Source organism: Chelatococcus sp. CO-6 (assembly GCF_001271345.1).
GTDB classification, from domain to species: Bacteria; Pseudomonadota; Alphaproteobacteria; order Rhizobiales; family Beijerinckiaceae; genus Chelatococcus_A; species Chelatococcus_A caeni.
On sequence record NZ_CP012399.1, the window covers coordinates 178,572 to 202,749 of the forward strand.

Genomic DNA, 24,178 nt, shown 5'->3' on the forward strand with positions numbered 1-24,178 from the left:
GCTACAGCCCGTAGAGGCGGAAGCTCGGCCGCCCGGTGAGTTCCCGCACAGCCCCAAGGGCAACGAGCCGCTCGAACAGGCGCCGTCCCGCCCGGTCGCTCGCCCCTTGTCCCACGTCGGCCGCCGCGGTCGCGTCCTCGCGCAGCAACAGCGCGACCGCCCCTGCCGCGGCCTTCGAGCGCAGCCGCGGCGCAGCTGTCACCAGCCTTTCGGCACGCCTTGCGAGATCGCCATAGAGATCGAGCGCCTCGAGCGCGGCGCGCTGATAAGCGAGGCAGCACACCCGCAGCCAGGCTTCCGCACCATCGGGCCTGGCCGCGAGGCGCAAGTCGGCGCGGCGGACCTGCGGCGCGATGAGCGGCACGGCCGCGGGCCAGCCCAGTTGCCGGGCAAGCACGACATCCGCCAGCCAGAGCGCCGCGCAGTCGAGTTCAGGCCTTGCCTGCAGGACGGTGGCAGCGGCCCCGACCGCGACGGCAACGGCAAAGCCGCGTCTGTTCGAAGCCTCGTCGGCCACCGCGGCGAGAACCCGCTCGAGCGCCCCCTCCTCGGCGGCATGGCCCGCCTCACGCAGCGCACCCGGCCAGGCCTGCGGGCGCAGGGCTCCCGGCACAGCGAGACGCCGCCAGAGGCCGAGGATGCGACCGCCGGGGCCGGGATCATCGCCCGCCCGGCGCAAATACCAGCTATCCCGCAGGGCCGCCTCGTCCTCGTGGCGGCCGATGAGGCCAATATGGGCGACGGCCGCGCGCAGCGCACAGCGCTGGCGCCACAGGATGCCGAGCCCATGCTCCACGCCGGCCACCGTGTTGAGCAACGCCAGGGCGGCGCCGGCACGGAAGGCCGCCCCGGCCTCGTCCTCCGCGTCGCCGCGGCCACGCACCCAAGGGGGGGCGGCCCGATCGTCCGGGAGGCGAATCGCGGGTTTTCCATGGGTGGAGGCTAACCCAGCGCGGCGCTTTTTCCTACCAGAAGCACCGAAAAGCGCCGCGCTTGTCGAAAGCCGCCTATGTCCGGTAATGTAATATTATCGGACGTACTGGCGACCAGGCCGGATCATGCCTCGCAATAACATCCCGAAGGTAAAAAATACCTCCCATCCGGCCCTCGAAAACCAGCCGGCCCACGCGCACGCGAGGGCACCCGATGCACCGCACGACGAGGCGGACGGAACGCCCCTCCCCTATGGGAGCGACACGCCGGCCGGCCGGCCTCCCGCCGCCAACACGCGGCTCGCCTACGCGAAGGACTGGAAGCACTTTTCTGCCTGGTGCCGCCGTAGCGGCCATGCCGCGCTGCCGCCCGCCGCGCAAACCATCGCGCTCTATCTCGAAGCCTGCGCCATGGGTGAGGCCGGCGGCCGCGCCCTCTCCCGCACGACCATCGAGCGCCGCCTCTGCGGCCTGGCCTGGAATGCGGCGCAACGCGGCCACCCGCTCGACCGCGACGCCCCACAGATCGCCGGCGCACTCGCCGGCATCCGCAGCAGGCCGGCCCGCCTGCCGCGCCGCCGGGAAGCCGTCGATGCCGCCGACATCCTCGCCATGCTCGGAACTTTGCCGCACGACCTGCGCGGATTGCGTGACCGGGCCATCCTGCTCCTCGGCTTCGCTGCCGGGCTGCGTCGCTCGCAGATTGTAGGGCTCGACCTCGGCAGCCGCAGCCCCCTCGAAGGCGACGGCTTGGTCGAGATCCTTCCCGACGGCCTCATCCTCAGGCTGAACGAGACCGGCGGCCGGCGCGAGATCGCGGTCGGCCGCGGATCCGGCGAGAACAGTTGCCCTGTTGCGGCCGTGGAGCGCTGGATCCGCTTCGCCCGGCTCAGCCAAGGCCCCCTTTTCCGCCGCATCGGCCGCGACGGGCACACGGTCGCGGAGGCGCGCCTCACGGACAAGCATGTGGCCCGGCTCGTCAAGCAGACGGCCCGCGCCGCCGGGCTCGACGCCGATCGCACCGCCGCCCTTTCCGCCCAGTCCCTGCGCACGGGCCTTGTTCGCGCGGCAACAATCGGCCGCCCCCGCCGGACGAGAGCGGCGAGCGCAACGGCATGATGCAGGACGGACCCGCGCAACCCGGGCGCGACCGCTTCCGCGTCAATTTGACGAAGGCACTCGGCCTTTGACGCGGACAGCGGCGGATCAGGCCGAGATCCCCGCAAGGAGCCAGAGATCTGCACGGACCGCGGCAGCGCCGCGCGCCGGGCGAAACCCGATCAACCACCCGCAAGGCAGGTCGGCATCGGCAACCACCGGACCCGCCACGCATCCTTCGGCACCACGGCATGACGGCCGGCCGCCGATCGACGCCCTTCTAGGGAGCGGGACTCCCAACGCTACTCCCGGCCGGAAGCAGGGCCCGCCACCTCCCGCAACCTCCACAACCCGATCCGTTGTCAGCTGACAACGTCGGATCGGCATCGACAGCACATTCCGCAAGAACGGCCGAACACCCTTCAGCAAGGAGGCGCGACGTGCGCAGCCGTGCGAGACGGCCTCGCTTCGCACAGATCGCTCTCAGTCTTTCACATCAAGGCCATCAGGAGCCACGCCCCCCACCGAAGCTCCGGCGCCCAATCCGACCGAGCTCGCGACCGGCCGCGGCCGCCAACGCCGGCAGCCGATGCCAGGGCATCGTGCCTGCACCGCTTCTAACGGGAGCCTAACAGTCCCCGCCGAGCCGTCTTCGCCAACGGTCCGCGCGAAGAGCAACCGCTGCCGTTGTCAGCTGACAACACGCTGTGCCGGCCCTCCAGCATCCCACTCGGCGCGTGAGCCTCGCAATCCGAGGCCGATTACTTTCTGCGGCGCGAATATCCGAAAAGATCACCGATTGCACCGCGAACGTCGTCGAGATGACGAATGCGGCCGTTAAGATTTCGTTAACCCTAATCTTCTTGCCGCCCGGGGCAGAATCGTGTCTCCTGCGCCAGACGGCATGTGAGCGTTAAACGCCATAATTCCGTCTGAGAGCGGTGGGATATGCAAACGATCGTCGAAAACCAGACCAGAATCGAGTCGGCCTCGGCCAGGATAGCGCGTCACGCGGGCGTTCTCTCGGCCCAGCTGCGCAGCCTCGGCGCGACACTCTTCCCGCCCATGGCCCAGAAGACGCTGCGCTCCTTCACCTCGGGGGAAGTCGCGCGCATCATCGGCGTATCCGACGGCTATCTGCGCCAGCTCTCGCTCGATGGCCTCGGGCCCATGCCCACGATCCTCACCGGTGGACGCCGGTCCTACAGCCTCGGCCAGGTCAATGAACTCCGGCGCTATCTCGCCGCCTCGCGGCCGCGCGAGGCGCTCAATTTCCTGCCGACGCGCCGGCCCGGCGACAAGCTGCAGATCATCGCCGTTGCCAATTTCAAGGGCGGGTCGGCCAAGACGACCACCTCGCTCTACCTCTCGCAATATCTGGCCCTGCGCGGTTTTCGCGTTCTCGCCATCGATCTCGACCCGCAGGCGTCGCTGTCGGCGATGTTCGGCTACCAGCCGGAGTTCGACATCGCCGAGAACCAGACGCTCTATGGCGCCATCCGCTATGACGAGCACCGTCGGCCGATGCGGGAAATCATCCACCCGACCTATTTCGACGGCGTCTCCATCGTGCCGGGCAATCTCGAGCTCATGGAGTTCGAACACCACACGCCGCGCGCCATGCGCGACCCGAGCGCCCGCGGCCAGAATCTCTTCTTCCGCCGCGTCGCGACCGCGATCAGCGAGGTCGAGGACGATTACGACATCGTCGTCATCGATTGCCCGCCGCAGCTCGGCTATCTCACGCTCGGCGCGCTCAATGCGGCGACTTCGATGGTCGTGACCGTCCATCCGCAGATGGTCGACGTCGCCTCGATGAACCAGTTCCTGCTCATGACCTCAGATCTCATGTCGGTCGTCGAGGAATATGGCGGCCGGCTCGATCACGACTTCATCCGCTACGTCGTGACGCGGCACGATCCCAACGACGTCCCCGAGACGCAGATCGTTGCGCTGCTGCGCAGCCTCTTCGGCGAGGATGTGCTCAAGGCTACGGCCTGGAAATCCACCGCCATCGCCAACGCCGGGCTCACCAAACAGTCGCTCTACGAGCTCGAGCGCGGCTCCGTCGGCCGGGCCGCCTATGACCGGGCGCTCGAATCCGTCGATGCCGTCAACGCCGAAATCGTTCAGCTCATCAATGCAGTGTGGGGCCGATGACGAAACGATCCGATACCCTGAAGGCTCTTTTCGGCGCGCCGCAGGCGCAGGCGTTGTCAGCTGACAACCAGGCTGCGCCGCTCCCGCGCGTCGCCGCGGGCTCCATCCGCTCGATGAAGGAATCCTTCTCCGGCATCGAGCGCGAGAACGAAGTGCTGCGCGAGACGATCGCCGCCGGCGCCAACGTCGTCGAGGTCGATCCCGCGCTCATCGAGCCCTCGCCCTACAGCGACCGTTTCAACGACGACGGCGGGCCCGAGTTCGATCAGCTCAAGGCCTCCATGCGGGCCAACGGGCAGGAGGTGCCGGTGCTGCTGCGCCGGCATCCCACGCAGGAAGGCCGCTACCAGACGGCTTTCGGCCACCGCCGCATCCGGGCCGCGCGCGAGCTCGGCCTCAACGTGCGGGCGGTCATCCGGGCGCTGTCCGACACCGATCTCGTCATCGCCCAGGGCATCGAGAATTCGGCGCGGCAGGACCTGTCCTTCATCGAGCGCGCCGTCTTTGCGCTGCGCCTCGAGCGGGCAGGGCACGAGCGCTCCGTGATCCAGGAGGCGCTCACGGTCGACCGGGCCGAGGTCTCCAAGCTCATCGCCGTCGCAAGCGAGATCCCCGAGGACATCGTGACCGCCATCGGTCGCGCGCCGAAGATCGGGCGACCGCGTTGGCAGGCCCTCGCCGCCCGCCTGACCGAGCCCGGCGCGCTCGCCCGCACCCGTCGCCTCATCAAGAGCGCGACCTTCGGCCAGGCTGATTCGGACAGCCGCTTCCTGCAGGTCCTTGCCTGTGCCACGGCGCAGACGGAGGAGGGGAGGGCAAGCCGCTCGCCGATGCAGGCTGTCGTCACCACCGACGGGGCCAAGATCGCGGACGCGGAGCACAAGGGCCGCGCGCTCAAGCTCACCTTCGCCCGGCCGCTCGACGAGGGCTTTGCCGCCTTCGTGCTCGATCAGATTCCGGCGCTGTTCGACCGTTACGCAGCGCAGGAGAAGGGGCGGCGCTGAGGCCCGTCCATCGCCACGAACCTTAGCAACTCAAGGAGCAAGCACCGCAAAAGAAAAGGCCCCCGAAACGTCTCCGCTCCGGAAGCCCTTCCTCATGTGTGTAGCGACCGTGAGAATCGCACTTCCGCGAATCGCAGTCAAGAGTCGGCGTCGTTTCGGCGAGCAAAAATCTTTTGCCTGCGAGGAGCAGGAATGATGAGCGACGCCTATTTCACGACGCCTTTCGGGCGGCGGCCGATGACGCTTGGCCAATTGGCCAGGCAGAACGCCGCCCGGGCGGCTGCAAGCGAAGGCCGGGTCCAGAAATGGCAGGTCTTCCGCGACATCACGGAAGGCAAGGCAAGGCTCGGCGTGAGCGACCGCTCGCTCGCCGTCCTCAACGCCCTTCTGTCTTTCCATCCTGAAACGCTGCTGGCGGCCGGCAACGAGCTCGTGGTCTTTCCCTCGAACCGCGAACTGTCGTTGCGCGCCCATGGCATGGCGCCTGCGACGCTGCGACGGCACCTCGCCGCCCTTGTCGAGGCCGGGCTCGTCATTCGCCGCGACAGTCCCAACGGCAAGCGTTACGCCCGCAAGGGCCCGGGAGGCGTCATCGAGACCGCCTACGGATTCGACCTGTCGCCGCTCGTCAGCCGCGCCGGCGAGTTCGAGCGCATCGCCGACGACGTCAGAGCCCACCGCAAGGCCGTCCGACTGCTGCGCGAACGCATCACGCTGCTACGCCGCGACGCGCGCAAGCTCATCCAGTTCGCCGAGCAGGAAACACTGCCCGGCCCCTGGCCCGATCTGGCCGATCGACTCGCCAGTCTCTCCAGCCAGCTGCCCCCGACAACGACGAAAGCCGTTCTCGAAGCGACTGCCAACGCCCTGCAACACCTCTGCAACGATGTGCATAAGACATTGGAAGACAACATCATTTCCCAAAAAATGAGCGCCGATGAATCCCAATCTGAGCGCCACCTACAGACTCTATCTTCAGAGGATTCAGAATCTGAAGACCGATCCATTGCCGCGACGGTTCCGGAAACGCCTCCAGCCCTTCATCAGCCCACCGGTCGTCACGACGACGTGCGCCTCGAGGATGTTCTTTCCGCCTGCCCGACAATCACCGACTATTGCTCCACACCGATCACCAGCTGGAGCGAATTGCTGAAAGCCGCTGATCTCGTCCGCACCTTTCTTGGTATCGGCCGGAATGCCTGGCACGAGAGTTGCCAACTGCTCGGGCCCAGAACGGCCGCCGCCGTGATCGCTGCCGTCCTGGAACGTCATGACCAGATCCACAGTCCGCGGGCCTACCTGCATGCGCTGACCGCCCGCGCCAGGATCCGGACCTTCTCGGTCGGTCCGATGTTGCTGGCGCTGAGGCGTGCCAAACTCGCTGCAGAACAACCGACAAGCGATGCCGCCACAGTGAATGAAGAGGCTGCCGGGAGGGCCATCGGCACTCTCCCTCCCCACCGTCCCGGCACGCTCTCGTTCCCCCGCTTCCATCCGCCCATTCCCCTCGGAAGATCCGACTGCACCGATCCGGAAGAGATGAACCGATATCCAGTACGCGGCCATTTCGCCCGACCTGGACCAGGGACATGAGGTTCTCGGCCGATCATCGGTCTCTGGAGCACGTCACAACCACAATCCCACTCCATTGCAGCGCCCCGGACCTATTCTCAACTCGACGAACCCGTGCGACGGATGAGGCTCTCGGCATCCACCGGCGCGCGAACCTTGGCGTCATTGTCGAAATAGACATAGACGTCGCGGCCTCCCGCCCGGTGCTTGGTGCGATCCGCGATGCGCTCCACCCCCTGGGGATCGTTGCCCCGGACCCAGGACCGGATCCATGTCGCCCATCGTTCGAGTGCGGCATCGTCATAGCCGCTGACGTAGAGCTCCTGGGAACCGTGCAGGCGGCAGTAGACGAAATCGCTGGTCAGATCCATGACGAGCGGCCAGTCGACGCTGTCGGCACAGACGAGGGCGACGCCGTGCCGGCGCAGGAGATCGACGAACACCTGTGTGCGGAAGCTGTCGTGTCGGATCTCCAGGGCATGGCGCAAGGGCATGTCGACATCGCTCTCGAGCCAGTCGCGCCCATCGAGCCGTGCATCGTGACGGCGGGCAAGCTTCCCGGCGGCTTTCGTGTCCTCCGGCAGAAGGGCGAGGAAGGGCGCGAGGACGTCCGGATCGAAGGACATGCGGGGCGGCAACTGCCAGAGGATCGGCCCCAGCTTCGGCCCGAGCCGCAACACGCCCGAGGCCATGAAGTTCGCGAGCGCCGTCTCCACGTTCTTCAACCGCAGCATGTGGGTGATGTAGCGCGACCCCTTGATGGCGAAGACGAAGTCGTCCGGCGTCTCCTCCCGCCAACGCCCGAAGCTCTCCGGACGCTGCAGGCCATAGAAGGTGCCGTTGATCTCGATGGAGCGGAACCGTTCCGCCGCGTAGGCAAGCTCGCGCTTGTGCGGCAGGCCCGGCGGGTAGAAGACCCCGCGCCAGGGCGCGTAGGTCCAGCCCGAAATGCCGATGCGGATGGTTCCGGTTCTGCTCATGGTGCGGTCGCTCGCGGGTTCGCACCATTGAACAGCCGGCAGGGCGGAGGCGTTCCGATTACGGCCGCAAACCGTCGCCGGGCAGCCGGCAGGGGAGGGGGAGACGCTACAACGCCGCGATTTCGTCGGTGATCCCGGCCAGCTCCCTCTCGATCGCCTTGGCCGAGATGCTCACGTGTGGCGCCGTCGCGCGGGCGCGGTGGACGAACAGGCCGATCTCGCTTCCTGCAAGGCCTGGCTCCGCCAGCGGCACGTGCACGAGTTCGCCGTGCCTGATCTCGTCGACGAAGCCCGTCGGCGTGAAAAAGCCGATGCCGAGCCCCGATTTCATCGCGTCCTTCATCACGAGCAGCGAATTGGACATGACGCGGGCATTGAACTGGGCGCCGCTGTGCACGAATTCCGTCTCGGACGCCGCGTCCAGCAGCCACGGATCGTTCAGCATGACGACGGGATAGGCCGCACACTGGGTGAGCGTAACGGTCCTCTCCCGGGCGAGGGGATGATCGGGACGCATGATGGCGCCGAGCGTCGTGCGCAGCCGCGTCAGCACCTCGTAGTTGCGCATGCGCCGGTCGATGAAGAGCACGGCGATATCCGGCCGTCCGGCCCGCATCTCCTCGGTATGTTCGGCGGGATCCGCATCGATGACGCGGAAGGAGATGCGCGGATGACGCTTCGCCACCGTCTCGATGGCGTGCGGGATGGCCTTCACCAGCAGCGAGGGAATGGCAACGATGCGGACTTCCCCACGGATGTCGCCTTCAAGAGCGGCAATGTCCGTGCAGGTGCGCTGCCACTCCGCCAGGGTGTTGCGCGCGTGACGCAGCAGGTAGTCGCCCGCCGGCGTCAGCCGCACGCCGTTGCCGCGCCGCTCGAACAGCGCGACGCCGAGCTCCGCCTCCAGCTTCAGGATCTGCCGGTTCACCGCCGAGGAGGCGACATTGAGCGCCTCCGCCGCGCGCCGGATGGAGCCGAAACGGGCCACCTGATCGAGATAGCGCAGCACCACCGCATGCATGGCTCGTTCCTCTGGTCGATCTTTCCGCAGGCGATGCCGAAAAGGCATCACCTCGCACTAAAATCTATTCTTCCGGTGTGCACCAGACCTCTCCTAAAGTCGCAGATGCCGATGAGCGGACCCGTCGAGCGACGAGAGAAGATCCGCCACGGCAGGGGAATCAACGGGCCGCCCGCCCACTCTCGGGAGTCTGCTTTCCATGACGATGCTCGCTTCGCGCCGGCGTGTGCTGAAGGCCGGTGCCGCGCTTGCGGCAGGCCTTGCCTGTCCCGCCCTGAACAGCACCCGTGGCCACGCCGCGGCTGGGACTGAAACCGTCAACATGCAGCTCGGCTGGCTCGCGAACAACAACCAGCTCGGCGAGATCGTTGCCAAGCGCCTCGGCTATTTCGAGGAAGAGAAGATCAACTTCGTCATCCAGCCGGGCGGGCCGAACATCGACGGCATCGCCATCGTGGCTTCCGGCCGCTACGAGATTGGGCAGGTCTCGTCGAGCCCCTCGCTCCTCCTCGCCGCCTCGCAGGGCATCCCGGTCAAGTGCTTCGCCGTCGGCGCCCAGGAACATCCCTACAGCTTCTTCTCCCTGCCGAAGAGCCCGGTGCGCAAGCCGCAGGACATGGTCGGCAAGAAGGTCGGCATCCAGGCGACCGGCAAGCCCCTGCTGCGCGCCCTGCTCAAGACCAATGGCATCGCCGAGAGCGATGTCGAGGTCGTCGTCATCGGCTCCGACATGTCGCCGCTGCTCACCGGCCAGGTCGACTGCGTCACGGGCTGGGAGACCAACACGACGGCGCTCAAGGTGCTCGGCCCCGAGATGATCACCATGCGCCTGTGGGACAGCGGCGTCCGGCTCTACGCCATGCCCTATTACGCGACCGAAGAGACGCTGCAGACCAAGGCACCGCTGCTCGCCGCCTTCCTGCGGGCCGCCGGCAAGGGCTGGCAATATGCCTTCGACAATCCCGAGAAGGCCGTCGACCTCTTCCTCGCGGAATATCCGGCCGCTGTGCGGGAGGACGAGCTCACCGCCTCGAAGATGCTGCTCAAGTACATCTTCAACGAGAAGACCAGGCAGGCCGGCTGGGCCACCTTCGACCCCGGCATCTGGCAGGAGCAGATCACGCTCTATGACGCGCTGAAGGAATTCTCCGCCGGTGCGCCGTCGCTCGATAAGGTGATGACGCCGGCGGTGCTCGAGGCGACACGTGACAACCGGCCGAAGATCGGCTGACCGGCAGGAGGATGCCATGTCCGTCGCCGCCCTGCAGCGGCCGCCGTCCCGGCCGGCCGCGACAACTTCCACCGCCATCGCTTTGTCCGGCGTCGGCGTGCGCTTCACGACCGAGCGCGGCACGGTCGCGGCGCTCGAGAACATCGACCTCGAGGTGCGGCAGGGCGGCTTCCTCACCCTGCTTGGACCCTCGGGCTGCGGCAAGTCGACCCTGCTGCGCGTCATCGCGGACCTGATCGCGCCGACGAGCGGCCGGGCCGAGGTGCTCGGCGGGCCGCCCTCGGCAGCGCGGGAACGGCGCGACATCGGCTTCGTCTTCCAGGATGCTGCCCTGCTGCCGTGGCGCACCGTCATCGAGAATGTCGAGCTGCCGCTCGAGGTGGGCGGGGCCGGGCACGGCCGGGCAAGCGCTCGCCGCGTGAGCTGCTGGAACTCGTCGGGCTCGCCGGCTGGGAGAAGGCCTATCCGCACGAACTCTCGGGCGGCATGCGCCAGCGCGTGTCGATCGCCCGCGCCCTCGTCAACGACCCGAAGCTGCTGCTCATGGACGAGCCCTTCGGCGCCCTCGACGAGATCACGCGTGACCGGCTCAACGAGGAGCTGCTGCAGGTCTGGGCGGAGACGGGCACGACCATTCTCTTCGTCACCCATTCGCTCTACGAGGCCGCCTTCCTCGGCGAGGAGGTGCTGCTGCTCGCCGCCCGTCCGGGCCGGGTGCAGGAGCGCGTGCCGGTCGACCTGCCGAGCCCGCGGCGCATCCCGATGCGCGAAACGTCCGCCTTCATCGAGCTCGTCGCCCATCTGCGGCGTGTGCTGGAGACCTGCTGATGTCCTCGCAAGCCGTCCACGCCCTGCCGATCGCCAGTGCCTTCACCGACGATGCCGAAGCCCAGGCCCGCTTCGACGGCATGCAGCGCTACCTCAAGTGGCGCAAAAGGCTGCTGCCGCTCATCGCGGTCGCCTGCCTTCTCCTCCTGTGGGAGGGGGCGGTCCGGGCCTTCGGCATCCGCCCCTTCATCGCTCCGGCACCGAGCGCCGTCGCCACGGTCCTCTATGCCAAGTTCGGCCTGCTGATGCAGAACCTGGTGCCGACGGCGATCGAGGCGCTGCTGGGCTTCCTCCTCGGCAATGCGGCGGCCATCCTCATCGCCACCGCCTTCGTCTACAAGCGCACGCTGGAGGAGGCGTTCTTCCCCGTCGCCGTAATGATCAACACGGTGCCGGTCGTCGCCAAGGCGCCAATCCTCGTGCTGCTGCTCGGCAACGGCATGGAGCCGAAGATCGCCATCGCGGCGCTCATCTGCTTCTTTCCCACCCTCGTCAACATGACGCGCGGCCTGCGCGACGTCAGCCCGCAGCAGCTCGAATTGATGCGCATCCTCTCCGCCTTGCCGCGGGAGGTGTTCTTCAAGCTGCGCCTGCTGAACGCGCTGCCCTACCTGTTCTCGGCGCTCAAGATCGCCGCTTCCACGGCCGTCATCGGGGCCATCGTCGGCGAATGGATCGGCGCGACGAGCGGCATCGGCGCCCTCATCATCCAGGCCACCTACAACTTCGACTCGCCGCTGCTCTACGCCACGATCGTCGTCGGCTCCGTCTTCTCGGCGACCTTCTTCGGGCTGATCTCCTGGGCCGAGCATCGCTTCCTCAAGTGGAACGCCGGGCGCGCCGGCTGAGGCGCCGCCCCGTCCGCAAGCCCTTTCCGGAGCTGTGATCCCATGTCCACGACCCCTGACTTCATCAACGAGCGCGAGGGCCGCGTGCCGGTCGCCGCGCGGGCCGATCTCGTCGTCGTCGGCGGCGGTCCGGCCGGCATCTCAGCAGCCGTCGCCGGCGCCCGCAACGGCCTCTCGGTCATCCTGCTGGAACGCTATGCCTATCTCGGCGGCCTCGCCTCGGGCGGCATGGTCCTCGTCCTCGACGACATGTGCAACGGGCCGGAGATCAGCGTGCGCGGCCTGTGCGGCGAGATGATCGACCGCATGGAGCGGCTCGGCCTGTGCGTCGTGCCGCCGGAGGGCGAGCGCCTCTCGGACGAGACGCTGTGGCGCAAGTGGTCTCGCTGGGGCGTCTTCGACTTCCATTCCCACGTCAAGCCGCAGCCGATCTGCTATGCGGCCGCCTTCGACCCGGACGGCTACAAGCGCGCCGCCAACGACATGGTGCGCGAGGCGGGCATCACTTTGCGCCTGCACAGCTGGTTCTCGCGGGCGATCGTCGAGGGCGGCCGCATCGCCGGGGTCATCTGCGACACGAAGAGCGGCCGGCAGGCCGTCATGGGCTCCATCGTCGTCGATGCGACGGGGGATCTCGATGTCGCGGCCTCCGCCGGCGCGCCCTTCAGCGAGGGCTCCTTCATCGTCACCACGGTCTTCCGCCTCGGCGGGGTCGATACGGAGGCCGCCGAGCGCTTCGAGTACGAGGAACCGGAAGCCTTCGCGGCCCTCGACCGCGAGGCCAAGAAGATCATGGGCGGCTCATGGGACAAGTGGTGGCTGAAGACGCCGCTGCCGGGCATCGTCTGGTGCAACTGCCCGCACATGGCCGGCTTCGACGGGCTCAAGGTCGAGGACCTGACGCGCGCCGACTTCGTGGGGCGGGACCGCATCACGGCGCTGCTCACCTTCGTGCGCGCGAAGATGCCGGGCTTCGAGAACGCCTTCGTCATTGACGTCGCGCCGCAGATCGGCGTGCGCCAGACACGCCTGCTCGAGGGCGTCTACGTGATGACCAAGGAGGACGTGACGCAGCGCCGCCACTTCGCCGATACGGTGGCCCGCGGCCGCGACTACTACTATCCCTATCGTTCGCTGCTGCCGCGCGACGTCTCGCAGCTCATCGTGGCCGGCCGGCACTATTCCGCCACCTCGTCCGCCCAGCGCATCTCGCGCGAGATCCCGCCCTGCATGGCGATGGGCGAGGCGGCCGGCGTCGCCGCGGCGCTGGCCCTCGACGCGGGCGTGACCATCGATAGGGTGGATGTCGCCGCGCTGCAGGCAAGGCTCAGGGCGCAGGGGGCGGACCCCGGCGACCGGCCGGCGCAGAACGCGCTCGTCGCCGTGGCGGCGGAATAGGCGGGAAGGGGATCATGCATCAGGACAACGTGCAGCCGCTGACGGGCATCCGGGTCATCGACTTCTCCCAGGTCATGCTGGGACCGAGCGCCACCCAGGTGCTCGCGGACTACGGCGCCGACGTCATCAAGATCGAGCGGCCGGGCGTCGGCGACCTGTCGCGCGCCTCCGTGCCGGACGATCCGGACGGGCCGAACAACCCGGTCTTCCGCAGCCTCAACCGCAACAAGCGCTCCGTCGCGCTCGACCTGAGGCGCGAGGAGGGCAGGGAGGTGATCTACGACCTCGTCCGCACGGCCGACGTCGTCGTCAACAACTTCCGCGCCGGCGTCATGGAGCGCATGGGCTTCGGCTACGAGCGCCTCGCCGAGATCAACCCGCGTATCATCTGCGCCTTCGGCACCGGCTTCGGCATGTCCGGCCCGCTCGCCTACAAGGGCGGCCAGGACATCCTTGCCCAGGCCCTGTCGGGCGTCATGCTGCGCAAGTGCAACGACGATGAGCCGCTGACCATCTACGCCACCTCGCTGTGCGACTATTCGGCGGGCATGCACCTCGTCCAGGCGATCCTGCTCGCGCTCCTGCATCGCGAGCGCACGGGCCGCGGTCAGCAGGTCTCGGTGTCGCTGTTCGAATCGATGCTCGCCATGCAGATGCAGGAAGCGGCGATGTGGCTGCAGCGCGGCAAGGACTTCAGCTGGGGCGCCTATCCGCTGACCGGCGTCTTCCGGACGAGGGACGGGGCCATCGTCCTCGTCGGCGCCTTCAAGACTAATCCCCTGCGCGACATCTCAACGGCGCTCGGTCTGCAGGACCTGTCGCAGGACCAGCGCTACGCCACCTTCCAGGGCCAGGTGGCGCACAAGGCGGAGCTGCAGGCCCTGTTCCGCGAGCGCTTCGCCACCAATACGACGGAGCACTGGCTCGCCCGGCTAGACGAGCAGGACCTCCTGTGCGCACCGGTGTTGAACCTGTCCGAGGCCCTCGCGCACGACCAGACGAAGGCCAACGGCACGGTCGTGTCGCTGAAGCAGGACGACGCGCTCGGGCTCGTCGGCACGCCGCTGACCATGCATCCCTCCGCCTTCCAGCACCGCTACGATCCGCCGGATCTCGGCGCGCACGGCGACGAGGTGCTCGCCGAGGCGGGCTTCGCGGGCGAGCGCATCGCCGCGCTCAAGGCCGCGGGGGTGCTGGCATGAGCGTGCTCTTCACGGTCACCGACCATGTCGCGCGCGTCACCATCGACCGGCCGGAGCGGCTCAACGCCGTCGACGCGCCGACGGAGAAGCGCCTCGAGGAGATCTGGCGGGCGATCGAGGCGGACCGCGACATCCGCGCCGTGGTGCTGACGGGCGGCGGCGAACGGGCCTTCTCGACGGGGGCCGACATGAAGGGCGGCTCGGGTGCGAGCGGGCTCGAATACTGGGCGGCGCCACGGCCCGGCGGCTTCGGCGGCATCGCCCTGCGCGAGACGCTCGACGTGCCGGTGATCGCCCGCGTCAACGGCCATGCCCTCGGCGGCGGCATGGAGATGGTGCTCGGCTGCGACATCGTCGTCGCCGCGAGCAACGCCACCTTCGGCTTGCCGGAACCGCGCGTCGGCCGCTTGGCCCTCGACGGCGGCATTGCCCTGCTGACGCGGCGCATTCCGCATGTATGGGCCATGGGCATGCTGCTCACCGGCCGGCGCATCGGCGCCGAGGAGGCGCTGCGCTTCGGCCTCGTCAACGAGGTCGTGCCGTCGGCCGAGCTCGACGCGGCCGTCGACCGCTGGCTTGCCGACATCCTCGCCTGCGCGCCGCTGTCGGTGCGGGCCATCAAGCAGATGGTGCGGGCCGGGGCCGGCATGAGCCCGCGCGATGCCCAGATGCTGCGCCTGCCGGCGCTCGTCGAGGCGCTCATGTCGTCCGACCAGGAGGAAGGCGTGCGCGCCTTCCAGGAGAAGAGACCGCCACAGTGGCGCGGAGCCTGATCCGCGCCGGGGAGGTGCGCCATGGCCCATATTATCGCCTCGGCCTGCATCGACGTGAAGGACGGCGCCTGCCAGCAGGTCTGCCCGGTCGAATGCATCTATGAAGGCGGCCGCATGATGTACATCCACCCGGAGGAATGCATCGACTGCGGCATCTGCCTGTCGGTCTGCCCCGTGCAGGCGATCTATGCCGATGACGAGCTGCCGGCGGCGGAAGCCGCCTTCGCCGCGGCCAATGCCGAGTTCTTCGGACCGCAGGTCACCGGCTGGGGCGCGCCGGGCGGCGCCGACAGCCGCCACGTGAGCGACCGCGACCACCCGCTCGTCGCCGCGGCTCCTGCAGGCACCGCCCTGCCGAGGACTTGAGGCGCGGAGGGAGCATGGATATCGACGCGCTGATGGATGCCGCGCGGGCGGCGGCGGAGCATAGCCCCAACCGGCGCCGCAAGGTCGGCGCCGTCCTCGTCGCGGCCGATGGCACGACGATCACGGGCTTCAACACCTTTCCGACGGGCGTTGCCGCGCTCGACGAGCGCTGCGACGGCGAGGCGCGCTTCGTCTTCATGGAGCACGCCGAGCGCAACGCCATCTACGAGGCCGCACGCCGCGGCATCGCGCTCGCCGGTGCCAGCCTGTTCTGCAATCTCTATCCCTGCCTCGACTGCGCCCGCGGCATCGTCCAGTCCGGCATCCGCCGGCTCTTCGTGCCCGCTGTCGATTATGATGACGGCACCTGGGGCGTCTCCTTCCGTGCCTCCACCATCATCCTGGAGGAGGGGAGGGTGGAAGTCGTCCATCTCGATGGTCCCGCCGCGGCCGATTGGGACGTGGCCGCGATCCCCGGCTGAGCGCGCAGCCGCTTGACTCGTCAGGACGTTGGCGGCACCTTTCCAAAACGTTTTGGAAGGCCGATGCACACACGCACGCACAAGACGGGGACGAAGCGGCTGCGCCTCAAGGAACTTGCGGTCCACCTCGACCTGTCGATCACGACGGTGTCGCGGGCGCTCGCCGGCTATTCGGACGTGAGCGAGGAGACGCGGCGGCGCGTGCGCGAGGCGGCAGACGCCTTCGGCTACGTGCCGAACCAGGTGGGCCGCATGCTCGTCTCCGGCCGCAGCAACTTCGTCGGCATGCTGCTGCCGATCCATCCGCACGAGCTCGTCGATCCCTATCTCGCCGACTTTCTCGCAGGTCTCGCCGGCGGCCTCACGCAGAGGGGGCGGGATCTCTTTCTCGCGACCGTGCCCGCAGGGCAGGACGACCTTGCCGTGCTGCAACGCGTCGTCGAGAGCCGGCGGGCCGACGCGGTCGTGCTCTATCGCCTGACCTGCCAGGACCCGCGCGTCGCCTTCCTCATCGAGCGCGGCGTGCCCTTCGTCGCGCACGGGCGCACGCTTGCCGGCACCGACGCCTATTCCTGGCTCGACACCGACGGCGAGGGCGCCTTCCACGACCTCGGCCGCAGGCTCATCGCCCTCGGCCACCGCCGCTTCGCCATGCTCGCGCCGACGAAGGACTTCACCTATGCCTTCCTGCGCCGGCGCGGCTTCGAGAGGGCGCTCGCCGAAGCGGGCCTGCCGCAGCCGGACGTGCTGACGGTGCCGCTCGGCGACGCGGCCGCGATGGCGCGGGCGGCGGCACAGCTCATCAACCGCGATCCGCGGCCCACTGCCATCGTCGGCCTCAAGGACCAGCTCGCGCTCGCCGTTCTCGACGAGGCGCGGCGCGAGGGCATCTCCGTTCCGCAGGCGCTCACTGTGGTCGGCTTCGACGACACGCCGGTGGCGGCCTACGCCGACCCGCCGCTGACGACCTTCAGCCAGAACATCGCCGAGGGTGCGGCGATGATCGCCGCCATGGTGGTCGAGCGTCTCGAGAAGGGCGAGACCGGCATCGCCGGACATCTTGTCGAGCCACGCTTCGTGCCGCGCGCGAGCCACGGGCCCGCGCCGGCCGGGGCCACATGAACGCGGCCGGTGCCGCAGCGGTGGGAGCGTGAAGAGCGACAACAAGGCGCTCCGCCGAACCGAAGGGGAGGACGTGACATGATGCGCAGGAAACAGGGAACGATGATCGCGCTCGCCGCGCTGACGCTCGCATTGGGCGTCACCGGGCGGGCCGAGGCGCAGGGACTCCTGTTCTGGTCGACCCAGGCCAAGCCCGTCGAAGAGACGCAGAAGATGCGCACCGAGGTGCTCGGCGGCTTCGGCAAGCCGGTCGACTATTATGGCAACGACGCGGGCCCCTTCTTCACCCGCATCCAGGCGGAGCTGAAGGCCGGCAAGGGCACCATCGCGCTGCTCGGCGGCTTGCACGGCGAGCTCGCGTCGCTGTCGTCCGACCTCGTCGACCTGAAGGGCGTGCTCTCGGCGGCGGGGGACGCCAAGATCAATCCCGCCCTCGTCTCGCTCGGCACCTACGGCACGGCCGAGCAGAAATACCTGCCCTGGATGCAGGCGAGCTACGTCATGGCCGCCAACAAGGAGGCCCTGCAGTACCTGCCGGCCGGTGCCGACGTCCAGAAGCTCACCTATGACGAGCTCATCGCCTGGGGCAAGGCGATGCGCGAGGCGACGGGATCGCCCAAGATCGGCCTGCCGGCCGGCCCCAAGGGCCTGCTGCACCGCTTCTTCCAGGGCTATCTCTATCCCTCCTACACCGGCTCGGTCGTGACGAAGTTCCGCTCGCCCGAGGCGGAGGCGATGTGGAACGCCTTCAAGACGCTGTGGGAGGAGGTCAACCCCGCCTCGACCAACTACGGCTTCATGCAGGAGCCGCTGCTCACCGGCGAGGTCTGGGTCGCCTGGGAGCATACGGCGCGCCTGCAGGACGCGCTCAACCAGAAGCCGGATCAGTTCGTCACCTTCCCGGCGCCGGCCGGCCCCGCCGGGCGCGGCTTCATGCCGGTCGTCGCCGGCATCGCCATCCCGAAGACCTCACCGAATGTCGAGGAGGCCAAGGCGCTCGCCGCCTACATGCTGAAGCCCGAGACGCAGATCGCGACCCTCCGGGCGACGAGCTTCTTCCCCGTCGTCGAGGTCACGCTGCCGGACGACATGCCTGCCGCGGTGAAGATGTCGGGAGCCGCGGTCGCCGCCCAGTCCGCGGCGCCGGACGCCAAGCCGAGCCTGCTGCCCATCGGTCTCGGCGGCCTCGACGGCAAGTTCAACAAGGTGTTCATCGACACGTTCCAGCGCGTCGTGCTGCGCGGCCAGGACGTGCGCCAGGTGCTCGATGAACAGGGGGCGACGCTCAAGGACATCATGAGTGAGAGCAAGGCCCCGTGCTGGGCGCCGGACAAGGCGAGCGAAGGGCCCTGCCCGGTGGAATGACCGGTACGGCGTGGACGGGCGCGGACGCCAGTGGCGTTCCGCGCCGGCCGTCCCTGCGGAGGCGTGCGATGCAAAGACTGCTGAGCAGCCAGAAGGTGCTGCCCTACCTGCTCATCCTGCCGGCGAGCCTGTTCCTCGCGGCCTTCTTCTTCGTGCCCTTCGTGCAGGTCGTCCTCGAGGCCTTCACGAGCGACGAGGGCTTCACCCTCGCGCATTTCAGGACGATGGCCGACGACTGGAAGTTCATGCCCGCGCTCAGCAACACGCTGGGCCTCGCCCTCGTCGTCGTGCCGATCCAGATCACGCTTGCGCTCGTCATGGCGAGCCTCGTCACGCGCCTCAGGCGCGGGCGCGACGTGGTCCTCTATGTCTTCACCATCCCGCTCGGCATCTCGGACCTCGCGGCCGGGCTCATCTGGTTCGCGCTGCTCGAGCAGAACGGCTTCCTCAACAGCATCCTCTACGGCCTCGGCGTCATCCCGGGCCCGCAGAACCTGCTCGACTACCGCAACACGGCGGGCCTGTTCGTCGCGGTCGTCGTCGCGGAGGTGTGGCGCGCCACGGCCATCGTGCTCGTCATCGTCGTCGCCGGCCTCGGCCTCATCCCGAAGGAATACGACGAGGCGGCCGAGGTCTTCGGCGCGGGGCCGCTGAAGCGCTTCTTCCTCATCATGCTGCCGCTGCTGAGGCCCAGCCTGCAGACGGCGCTGATCCTGCGCACCATCCTCGCCTTCGAGGTCTTCGCCGTCGTCGCCGTCCTCGCTGGCAACAACCTGCCGGTGCTGATGGGCGAGACCTATTCCTGGCAGTTCGACCTGCAGGACCACAAGGTGGCCTCGGCCTATGCCATCGTCATCCTCGCCATCTCGCTCGCCTTCACGGTCTTCTTCCTGTGGGCGCTGCGCGACCGCACGCGGGAGGCCGCGGCATGACCGATTTCGCGACCACCGAAGCCGAAGCCCCGGCGCGGGCCGAGCCGCGCAGCAGCGGCCGGCTCGTCATGGCGAGCGCTGTCATCGTGCTCGTCGCCTGGGTGTTGGTGCCGATCTACCTCCTCGTCGTCAACGCGCTCGGCTCCGTCGCGGCGGTGACGGCCTGGCCGAAGTCGCTGGTGCCGGAGTTCGACCTCGCGAGCCTCGCCTTCTTCGCCAATTACGCCGGCGTGCCGCGGGCGCTGCTCAACTCCTTCCTCGTCGCCGGGCTGACGATGGTGCTGTCCATCGGCCTCGGCGCGCCGGCCGGCTACGCGCTGGCGCGCTTCCGCTTCCCCGGGGCGAACCTCTTCCGCCTCGCGGTGCTGATGACGCGCGCCTTCCCACTGCCGCTGCTCGCCCTGCCGCTGACGGTGCTCTTCATCCGCGTCGGCCTCGACGACACCATCATCGGCCTGGCGCTCGTCCACACGACGCTTGCCATGCCCTTTGCCGTGCTGATCATGGCCTCGCTCTTCATGAGCATTCCCGAGGAGCTCGAGGAGGCGGCTTGGACGCTCGGCTGCTCGCGGCTCTCCGCCTTCCGCAAGGTGGTGCTGCCGCTGGCGCTGCCGGGCATCGCGGCGGCGGGCATCTTCGCCTTCGTCATCTCGTGGAACGAGGTCTTCGCCGCGGCGGTGCTCACCATCGAGAACAAGACGCTGACGGCCTTCCTGCTGCAGAGCCTCGATGTCTCGCCCCTGCCGCTCAAGTTCGCCGGCGGGGCCGTCCTCATCGTGCCGGCGCTCCTCTTCCTCTTCGCCGTGCGCAAATATCTCTTCTCCCTCTGGGGCATCGCCAACCGCTAGGCGATGAGCAAAGGGTCACCGGATGGCCGATATCGACATCAGGCAGGTCGCCAAGCGCTTCGGCAGCCACCAGGCCCTGCACGCCGTGGACCTCACGGTGGCGGACGGGGAATTCGTCGTCCTTCTCGGCGCCTCCGGTTCGGGCAAGACGACGCTCCTGCGCATCATCGCGGGGCTCGAGACGGCGAGCGAGGGCACGGTGAGCATCGGCGGCCGGCGGGTGGACGACCTGCCGCCGCGCCGGCGCGGCATCGCCATGGTGTTCCAGAACTACGCCGTCTTTCCGCACATGACGGTGTTCGACAACATCGGCTTCGGCCTCGCCATGCAGAAGATGCCGGCGGCCGAGATCGAGCGGAAGGTGCGCCGCGTCGCCGGCATGCTGCACATCGAGGAATTGCTGAAGCGCTATTCCGGCCAGCTCTCCGGCGGCCAGCGCCAGCGCGTCGCCGTCGCCCGCGCGCTCGCGGTGGAACCCGCCGTCCTCCTGATGGACGAGCCGCTCTCCAACCTCGACGCCCTCCTCAGGCTCGAGATGCGCGCCGAGCTCAAGGGCGTGCTGCAGGAGAGCCGCACCACGACCATCTACGTCACGCACGACCAGGTGGAGGCGATGAGCCTCGCCGACCGCATCGCCGTCATGCACGAGGGCCGCATCGTCCAGGCGGCGCCGGCGCCCGAGGTCTATCACCACCCCGCGACGCGCTTCGTCGGCGGCTTCATCGGCAACCCGCCCATGAACTTCCTGCCCGCCAGCCGGGAAGGAGAGGGCGCGCGCGTCGCCGGCCATCTCTTCCGCGATGCGCCGGCCAGCGGCGGAGCGCTCGCCTTCGGCATCCGGCCGGAAGACCTCGCGCCGGCCGGCGAGGGCTTTGCCGGCCGCGTCAAGGTGGTGGAGCCGCTCGGTCCGCACCAGCTCGTGACCATGGACCTCGCCGGCCACCTCTTCCGCGCCGTGCTCGACAACGACCTTGCCGTTCGTCCCGGCGAAACCCTGGTGCTCGCGCCGCGTCCCGGCCGGGCGCGCTGGTTCGACGCCGACAGCGGCGCGAGCCTGGCCGAGATCACACAGCCTGAACCCGTCACCGGAGCATGAGATGACGACCCATTCCCTCGAGGCCCTGCGGACGCGCGCCGCCGCGATCGTGCGCGACAATGACCGCGGCGCCTATACCGTGCCGACCAAGGGGCTCTATCCCTTCCAGTGGAACTGGGATTCCTGCCTGACCGCCCTCGGCCAGCGCCACAGCGACGAGCGCCGCGCCTTCCTCGAGATCGAGACGCTCTTCGCCCACCAGTGGCCGGACGGCATGGTGCCGCACATCGTCTTCCACACGCCCGACGACAGCTATTTTCCCGGCCCCGACGTCTGGCGCACCGGCCGGCCGACGCCGACCTCCGGCATCACCCAGCCGCCGGTCGCCGGCCTCGTGCTGCGCCGCCTCGTCGAGACGGCGGCCGACCAGGCCTTCGCGGAGGAGAAGGCGCGAGCCCTCCTGCCGAAGATCGCCGCCTGGCACCGCTGGTTCCATGCCATGCGCGATCCCGCCGGCTCCGGCCTCGTCGCCATCCTGCATCCCTGGGAATCGGGGCGCGACAACAGCATCGACTGGGACGAGGCCCTGGCGCGGGTGCCGACGGCGGGGGTGGAGCCCTACGTTCGCCGCGACACCCAGCATGTCGACGCCGCCGAACGGCCGCACAAGGCCGAGTACGACCGCTATCTCTGGCTGGTGCAGCGCTTCCGCGACCTCGGCTGGGACAACCGCCTGCTGCACGATGCCTCGCCCTTCCAGGTCGTGGATCCGGCCATCAACGCCATCCTCGTCCGCTCCGACGAGGACATCGCCCACCTCGCCGAGCGCTTCGGCGACAAGGCGCTGGCGGAGGAGGCGCGGGCGCGCGCGGCGCGGGCGCGCGCGGCCTTCGACGGCCTCTGGAGCCGCGATCTCGGCCAGTACCTGCCGTTCGACCGCGTCGCCGGACAGCTCATCGCGAGCCCGTCGGTGGGCGGCCTCCTGCCCCTCCTCGCCGGGCTGGGCGATGCGGAGAAGCGCGCCGCGATGCGCGATCGCATCCGCACCCTGCGCACGCGCGTGCGCCACGGTGTGCCGACGCATGATCCCACCGATCCGCGCTTCGAGCCCAAGCGCTACTGGCGCGGGCCGTGCTGGCTGATCATCAACTATCTCCTCGCCGACGGGCTCGACCGCTGCGGCTTCGCCGCGGATGCGGCTGCCGTGCGGGCCGACAGCCTGGCGCTCGTCGAAAACGGCTTCGCCGAATATTACGATCCGCTGACCGGCGAGGGCCTCGGCGGCGGCAACTTCACCTGGACGGCGGCGATCCTCATCGAGACGCTGGCGACGAGCGCCGCCGCCTGAGGCGCGAGGGAAAACGATGCGCATCATCGGCTTCGGCGCCCATCCGGACGACGTCGAGATCTTCTTCTTCGGCCTCCTCGCCACCTACCGTGCCGGCGGCCACGACATCGGCTGGGCGATCGCGACGGACGGCGCCGCCGGAGGGGAGGGGGAGAAGGAGGCTCTGCGCCGCACCCGCCGGGCCGAGGCGCTGGCCGGCGCGGCCGTCCTCGGCGTCACGCCGGTCTTCCTCGACGCGCCGGACGGCGCCCTCGCCGACGACCGGGCGGTGCCCGGCCGCATCGCCGCCCTGATCGAGGAGACGGCGCCCGACCTCATCGTGACACACGCGCCGAACGATTATCACCCGGACCATCGGGCGCTCAGCCATCTGGTGAGCGACGCCGCGCGCTTCCGCGTGCCGGTGCTCTTCGCCGACACCCTCCTCGGGGTCGATGCCGCGCCGACGATCTATGTCGACATCTCGGCCCATTTCGCCGCCAAATGCGCGGCCATCGCGGCGCATGCCTCGCAGCGGCCGCAGCGCTTCGTCGAGGCGGTGACGGGCTGGAACCGCTTTCGGGCGCTGCAGTGCGGCTATGACGGCTGCGCCTATGCGGAGGCCTTCTCCTTCTCGCCGCGCTTTCCCTTCAGCGACATTCGCGGCCTGCTGCCGCCGGCGCCGCCGCTGCGCCCGCTCGGCCGGCCGTTATCCCGCTAGCGCCCGCGCGCCTCGCCGATGAGCGCCTCGATCAGCCGCCGGCGCCGCGAGTTGCGCGGCCAGATCAGCCCGATGCGCCGGGTGACGGCGAGACGCGGCACCGGCAGCTTGGCGATGGCGAGCCCCTCGGGCCAGGGCGGCGGCCAGTCGGGCAGCAGAGCGACGCCGAGCCCGCGATCGACCAGCACCGCGATGGCATCGAGCGCGTCGAGCTCGAAGCGCTCGCGCGGGCGGATGCCGAGCCGGCGCAGCGCGCCATCGACCAGCCGACCGCCCCAGTGGTTGCGGTCGTAGCGGATGAAGGGCTCGCGCGCGAGGAGCCGCAGCGGGTCCTCTCCCGCCCGCCCGTGCGGCGCGACGAGGACGATTGGCTCCTCCCGCAGCAGGGCGAAGGCGTGGGTCTTGGGCGGCGCGAAGGGCGGCTCGACGATGAGCGCCGCATCGAGCTCGCCGCCGATTACCCGATCGTAGAGCTCGATCGAGTTGCCCGGCTGCACATAGATCTCGACCTGCGGATGGTTGGCCGCGAGGCGCGCCAGCACGCCCGGCAGAAGGCCGGTGACGCCGGTGGCGATGGCGCCGATGCGCAATTCGCCCGCCGGCGTGTCGGCGAGGGCGAGCGCCTTGAGTTCGCGCTCGTCGTTGAGGAGGAGGCGCGCCCGCTCGATGACGGCGGCACCGGCTTCCGTCGGCTGCATCGTGCGCCCGGCGCGGGCAAGGAGGGAGGTGCCGAGCTCGGCCTCGAGCGCCCTGATGCGCTGGGCCACGGCGGCGGGCGTGATGGCGAGGCGCCGTGCGGCCTCGGCCATGGAGCCGTGGTCCGCCACGGCGACGAAACTCTCGAGGAAGCGCGTGTCCATCGAACAGGAAATCTATCGTTTGAAGAAACAACAATAGAGATTTTATTTCGAACGGCCAACGGCGATGAGTGG

22 protein-coding genes and 1 pseudogene are annotated in these 24,178 nt (G+C 68.9%); 19 read left to right on the top strand and 4 right to left on the bottom strand.

Going from position 1 to position 24,178, the window contains the following annotated elements; genetic code table 11:
* Position 1: 1 nt before the first annotated feature.
* Positions 2-883 carry a DUF1403 family protein gene (locus tag AL346_RS21370; RefSeq protein WP_019402840.1) on the bottom strand — a complete coding sequence of 294 codons (882 nt, stop codon included), beginning with the start codon at positions 881-883 and terminating at the stop codon, positions 2-4.
* Positions 884-1,058: 175 nt separating this feature from the next.
* On the opposite strand from AL346_RS21370, the gene AL346_RS21375 reads away from it, so the two are divergent.
* The 4 genes from AL346_RS21375 (at position 1,059) to repC (ending at position 6,787) form a co-directional block, all read left to right on the top strand.
* On the top strand, positions 1,059-2,051 hold the full coding sequence (locus AL346_RS21375) for a hypothetical protein (protein ID WP_019402839.1): 993 nt from the start codon (positions 1,059-1,061) through the stop codon (positions 2,049-2,051).
* Positions 2,052-2,978: 927 nt separating this feature from the next.
* Positions 2,979-4,190, top strand: a complete 1,212-nt coding sequence (repA, locus tag AL346_RS21380) for a plasmid partitioning protein RepA (RefSeq protein ID WP_019402838.1) — start codon at positions 2,979-2,981, stop codon at positions 4,188-4,190.
* Complete coding sequence (repB, locus tag AL346_RS21385; protein WP_019402837.1) at positions 4,187-5,194, top strand: plasmid partitioning protein RepB; 1,008 nt, start codon at positions 4,187-4,189, stop codon at positions 5,192-5,194. Before repA ends, repB begins: the two co-directional genes overlap by 4 nt.
* A gap of 192 nt (positions 5,195-5,386) precedes the next feature.
* On the top strand, positions 5,387-6,787 hold the full coding sequence (gene repC, locus AL346_RS21390; RefSeq protein ID WP_019402836.1) for a plasmid replication protein RepC: 1,401 nt from the start codon (positions 5,387-5,389) through the stop codon (positions 6,785-6,787).
* A 77-nt stretch (positions 6,788-6,864) separates the two neighbouring features.
* Here repC and AL346_RS21395 read toward each other — a convergent pair whose 3' ends face one another.
* Both AL346_RS21395 and AL346_RS21400 read right to left on the bottom strand, forming a co-directional pair.
* Positions 6,865-7,746: a DUF72 domain-containing protein gene (locus AL346_RS21395; RefSeq protein WP_019402835.1), complete on the bottom strand. Its 882-nt coding sequence runs from the start codon at positions 7,744-7,746 to the stop codon at positions 6,865-6,867.
* A gap of 106 nt (positions 7,747-7,852) precedes the next feature.
* A complete protein-coding gene (locus AL346_RS21400) occupies positions 7,853-8,767 on the bottom strand; it encodes a LysR family transcriptional regulator (protein ID WP_019402834.1) in 915 nt (304 codons plus the stop codon).
* 199 nt (positions 8,768-8,966) lie between these two features.
* On the opposite strand from AL346_RS21400, the gene AL346_RS21405 reads away from it, so the two are divergent.
* The 15 genes and pseudogenes from AL346_RS21405 (at position 8,967) to AL346_RS21475 (ending at position 23,246) form a co-directional block, all read left to right on the top strand.
* The gene (locus AL346_RS21405) at positions 8,967-9,998 is read left to right on the top strand and encodes an ABC transporter substrate-binding protein (RefSeq protein WP_019402833.1); all 1,032 of its coding nucleotides are present in this window, start codon (positions 8,967-8,969) and stop codon (positions 9,996-9,998) included.
* A 16-nt stretch (positions 9,999-10,014) separates the two neighbouring features.
* A pseudogene (locus AL346_RS21410) lies at positions 10,015-10,826 on the top strand (ABC transporter ATP-binding protein).
* On the top strand, positions 10,826-11,674 hold the full coding sequence (locus tag AL346_RS21415) for an ABC transporter permease (RefSeq protein ID WP_019402831.1): 849 nt from the start codon (positions 10,826-10,828) through the stop codon (positions 11,672-11,674). Before AL346_RS21410 ends, AL346_RS21415 begins: the two are co-directional and overlap by 1 nt.
* Before the next feature lie 42 nt (positions 11,675-11,716).
* Positions 11,717-13,072, top strand: a complete 1,356-nt coding sequence (locus tag AL346_RS21420; protein ID WP_019402830.1) for an FAD-dependent oxidoreductase — start codon at positions 11,717-11,719, stop codon at positions 13,070-13,072.
* Positions 13,073-13,086: 14 nt separating this feature from the next.
* Positions 13,087-14,274: a CaiB/BaiF CoA-transferase family protein gene (locus tag AL346_RS21425; protein ID WP_019402829.1), complete on the top strand. Its 1,188-nt coding sequence runs from the start codon at positions 13,087-13,089 to the stop codon at positions 14,272-14,274.
* The gene (locus AL346_RS21430; RefSeq protein WP_019402828.1) at positions 14,271-15,047 is read left to right on the top strand and encodes an enoyl-CoA hydratase-related protein; all 777 of its coding nucleotides are present in this window, start codon (positions 14,271-14,273) and stop codon (positions 15,045-15,047) included. Before AL346_RS21425 ends, AL346_RS21430 begins: the two co-directional genes overlap by 4 nt.
* 21 nt (positions 15,048-15,068) lie before the next feature.
* Positions 15,069-15,413, top strand: a complete 345-nt coding sequence (gene fdxA, locus AL346_RS21435) for a ferredoxin (protein ID WP_019402827.1) — start codon at positions 15,069-15,071, stop codon at positions 15,411-15,413.
* 14 nt (positions 15,414-15,427) lie between these two features.
* Complete coding sequence (locus AL346_RS21440) at positions 15,428-15,895, top strand: deaminase (RefSeq protein WP_019402826.1); 468 nt, start codon at positions 15,428-15,430, stop codon at positions 15,893-15,895.
* Between the two features lie 63 nt (positions 15,896-15,958).
* Complete coding sequence (locus tag AL346_RS21445) at positions 15,959-17,017, top strand: LacI family DNA-binding transcriptional regulator (protein WP_019402825.1); 1,059 nt, start codon at positions 15,959-15,961, stop codon at positions 17,015-17,017.
* 78 nt (positions 17,018-17,095) lie between these two features.
* Positions 17,096-18,382, top strand: coding sequence for an ABC transporter substrate-binding protein (locus AL346_RS21450; RefSeq protein WP_245258911.1), 1,287 nt, complete (start codon positions 17,096-17,098; stop codon positions 18,380-18,382).
* Positions 18,383-18,450: 68 nt separating this feature from the next.
* Positions 18,451-19,314, top strand: coding sequence for a carbohydrate ABC transporter permease (locus AL346_RS21455; protein ID WP_019403467.1), 864 nt, complete (start codon positions 18,451-18,453; stop codon positions 19,312-19,314).
* Positions 19,311-20,162: a carbohydrate ABC transporter permease gene (locus tag AL346_RS21460; protein ID WP_019403468.1), complete on the top strand. Its 852-nt coding sequence runs from the start codon at positions 19,311-19,313 to the stop codon at positions 20,160-20,162. The genes AL346_RS21455 and AL346_RS21460 overlap by 4 nt, the downstream gene beginning before the upstream one ends.
* 22 nt (positions 20,163-20,184) lie before the next feature.
* A complete protein-coding gene (locus AL346_RS21465; protein WP_019403469.1) occupies positions 20,185-21,258 on the top strand; it encodes an ABC transporter ATP-binding protein in 1,074 nt (357 codons plus the stop codon).
* A 1-nt stretch (position 21,259) separates the two neighbouring features.
* Positions 21,260-22,546: a trehalase family glycosidase gene (locus tag AL346_RS21470; RefSeq protein WP_019403470.1), complete on the top strand. Its 1,287-nt coding sequence runs from the start codon at positions 21,260-21,262 to the stop codon at positions 22,544-22,546.
* A gap of 16 nt (positions 22,547-22,562) precedes the next feature.
* Positions 22,563-23,246: a PIG-L deacetylase family protein gene (locus tag AL346_RS21475; RefSeq protein WP_019403471.1), complete on the top strand. Its 684-nt coding sequence runs from the start codon at positions 22,563-22,565 to the stop codon at positions 23,244-23,246.
* Here AL346_RS21475 and AL346_RS21480 read toward each other — a convergent pair.
* Complete coding sequence (locus AL346_RS21480) at positions 23,243-24,106, bottom strand: LysR family transcriptional regulator (RefSeq protein WP_019403472.1); 864 nt, start codon at positions 24,104-24,106, stop codon at positions 23,243-23,245. The genes AL346_RS21475 and AL346_RS21480 overlap by 4 nt on opposite strands.
* Between the last annotated feature and the right edge of the window lie 72 nt (positions 24,107-24,178).

Excerpts from the sequence above, each read along its gene's own strand:
- AL346_RS21375 (WP_019402839.1), top strand. The coding sequence starts at position 1,059 with ATGCCTCGCAATAACATCCCGAAGGTAAAAAATACCTCCCATCCGGCC.
- repA (WP_019402838.1), top strand. The coding sequence starts at position 2,979 with ATGCAAACGATCGTCGAAAACCAGACCAGAATCGAGTCGGCCTCGGCC.
- repB (WP_019402837.1), top strand. The coding sequence starts at position 4,187 with ATGACGAAACGATCCGATACCCTGAAGGCTCTTTTCGGCGCGCCGCAG.
- repC (WP_019402836.1), top strand. The coding sequence starts at position 5,387 with ATGATGAGCGACGCCTATTTCACGACGCCTTTCGGGCGGCGGCCGATG.
- AL346_RS21395 (WP_019402835.1), bottom strand. The coding sequence starts at position 7,746 with ATGAGCAGAACCGGAACCATCCGCATCGGCATTTCGGGCTGGACCTAC.
- AL346_RS21400 (WP_019402834.1), bottom strand. The coding sequence starts at position 8,767 with ATGCATGCGGTGGTGCTGCGCTATCTCGATCAGGTGGCCCGTTTCGGC.
- AL346_RS21405 (WP_019402833.1), top strand. The coding sequence starts at position 8,967 with ATGACGATGCTCGCTTCGCGCCGGCGTGTGCTGAAGGCCGGTGCCGCG.
- AL346_RS21415 (WP_019402831.1), top strand. The coding sequence starts at position 10,826 with ATGTCCTCGCAAGCCGTCCACGCCCTGCCGATCGCCAGTGCCTTCACC.
- AL346_RS21420 (WP_019402830.1), top strand. The coding sequence starts at position 11,717 with ATGTCCACGACCCCTGACTTCATCAACGAGCGCGAGGGCCGCGTGCCG.
- AL346_RS21425 (WP_019402829.1), top strand. The coding sequence starts at position 13,087 with ATGCATCAGGACAACGTGCAGCCGCTGACGGGCATCCGGGTCATCGAC.
- AL346_RS21430 (WP_019402828.1), top strand. The coding sequence starts at position 14,271 with ATGAGCGTGCTCTTCACGGTCACCGACCATGTCGCGCGCGTCACCATC.
- fdxA (WP_019402827.1), top strand. The coding sequence starts at position 15,069 with ATGGCCCATATTATCGCCTCGGCCTGCATCGACGTGAAGGACGGCGCC.
- AL346_RS21440 (WP_019402826.1), top strand. The coding sequence starts at position 15,428 with ATGGATATCGACGCGCTGATGGATGCCGCGCGGGCGGCGGCGGAGCAT.
- AL346_RS21445 (WP_019402825.1), top strand. The coding sequence starts at position 15,959 with ATGCACACACGCACGCACAAGACGGGGACGAAGCGGCTGCGCCTCAAG.
- AL346_RS21450 (WP_245258911.1), top strand. The coding sequence starts at position 17,096 with ATGATGCGCAGGAAACAGGGAACGATGATCGCGCTCGCCGCGCTGACG.
- AL346_RS21455 (WP_019403467.1), top strand. The coding sequence starts at position 18,451 with ATGCAAAGACTGCTGAGCAGCCAGAAGGTGCTGCCCTACCTGCTCATC.
- AL346_RS21460 (WP_019403468.1), top strand. The coding sequence starts at position 19,311 with ATGACCGATTTCGCGACCACCGAAGCCGAAGCCCCGGCGCGGGCCGAG.
- AL346_RS21465 (WP_019403469.1), top strand. The coding sequence starts at position 20,185 with ATGGCCGATATCGACATCAGGCAGGTCGCCAAGCGCTTCGGCAGCCAC.
- AL346_RS21470 (WP_019403470.1), top strand. The coding sequence starts at position 21,260 with ATGACGACCCATTCCCTCGAGGCCCTGCGGACGCGCGCCGCCGCGATC.
- AL346_RS21475 (WP_019403471.1), top strand. The coding sequence starts at position 22,563 with ATGCGCATCATCGGCTTCGGCGCCCATCCGGACGACGTCGAGATCTTC.
- AL346_RS21480 (WP_019403472.1), bottom strand. The coding sequence starts at position 24,106 with ATGGACACGCGCTTCCTCGAGAGTTTCGTCGCCGTGGCGGACCACGGC.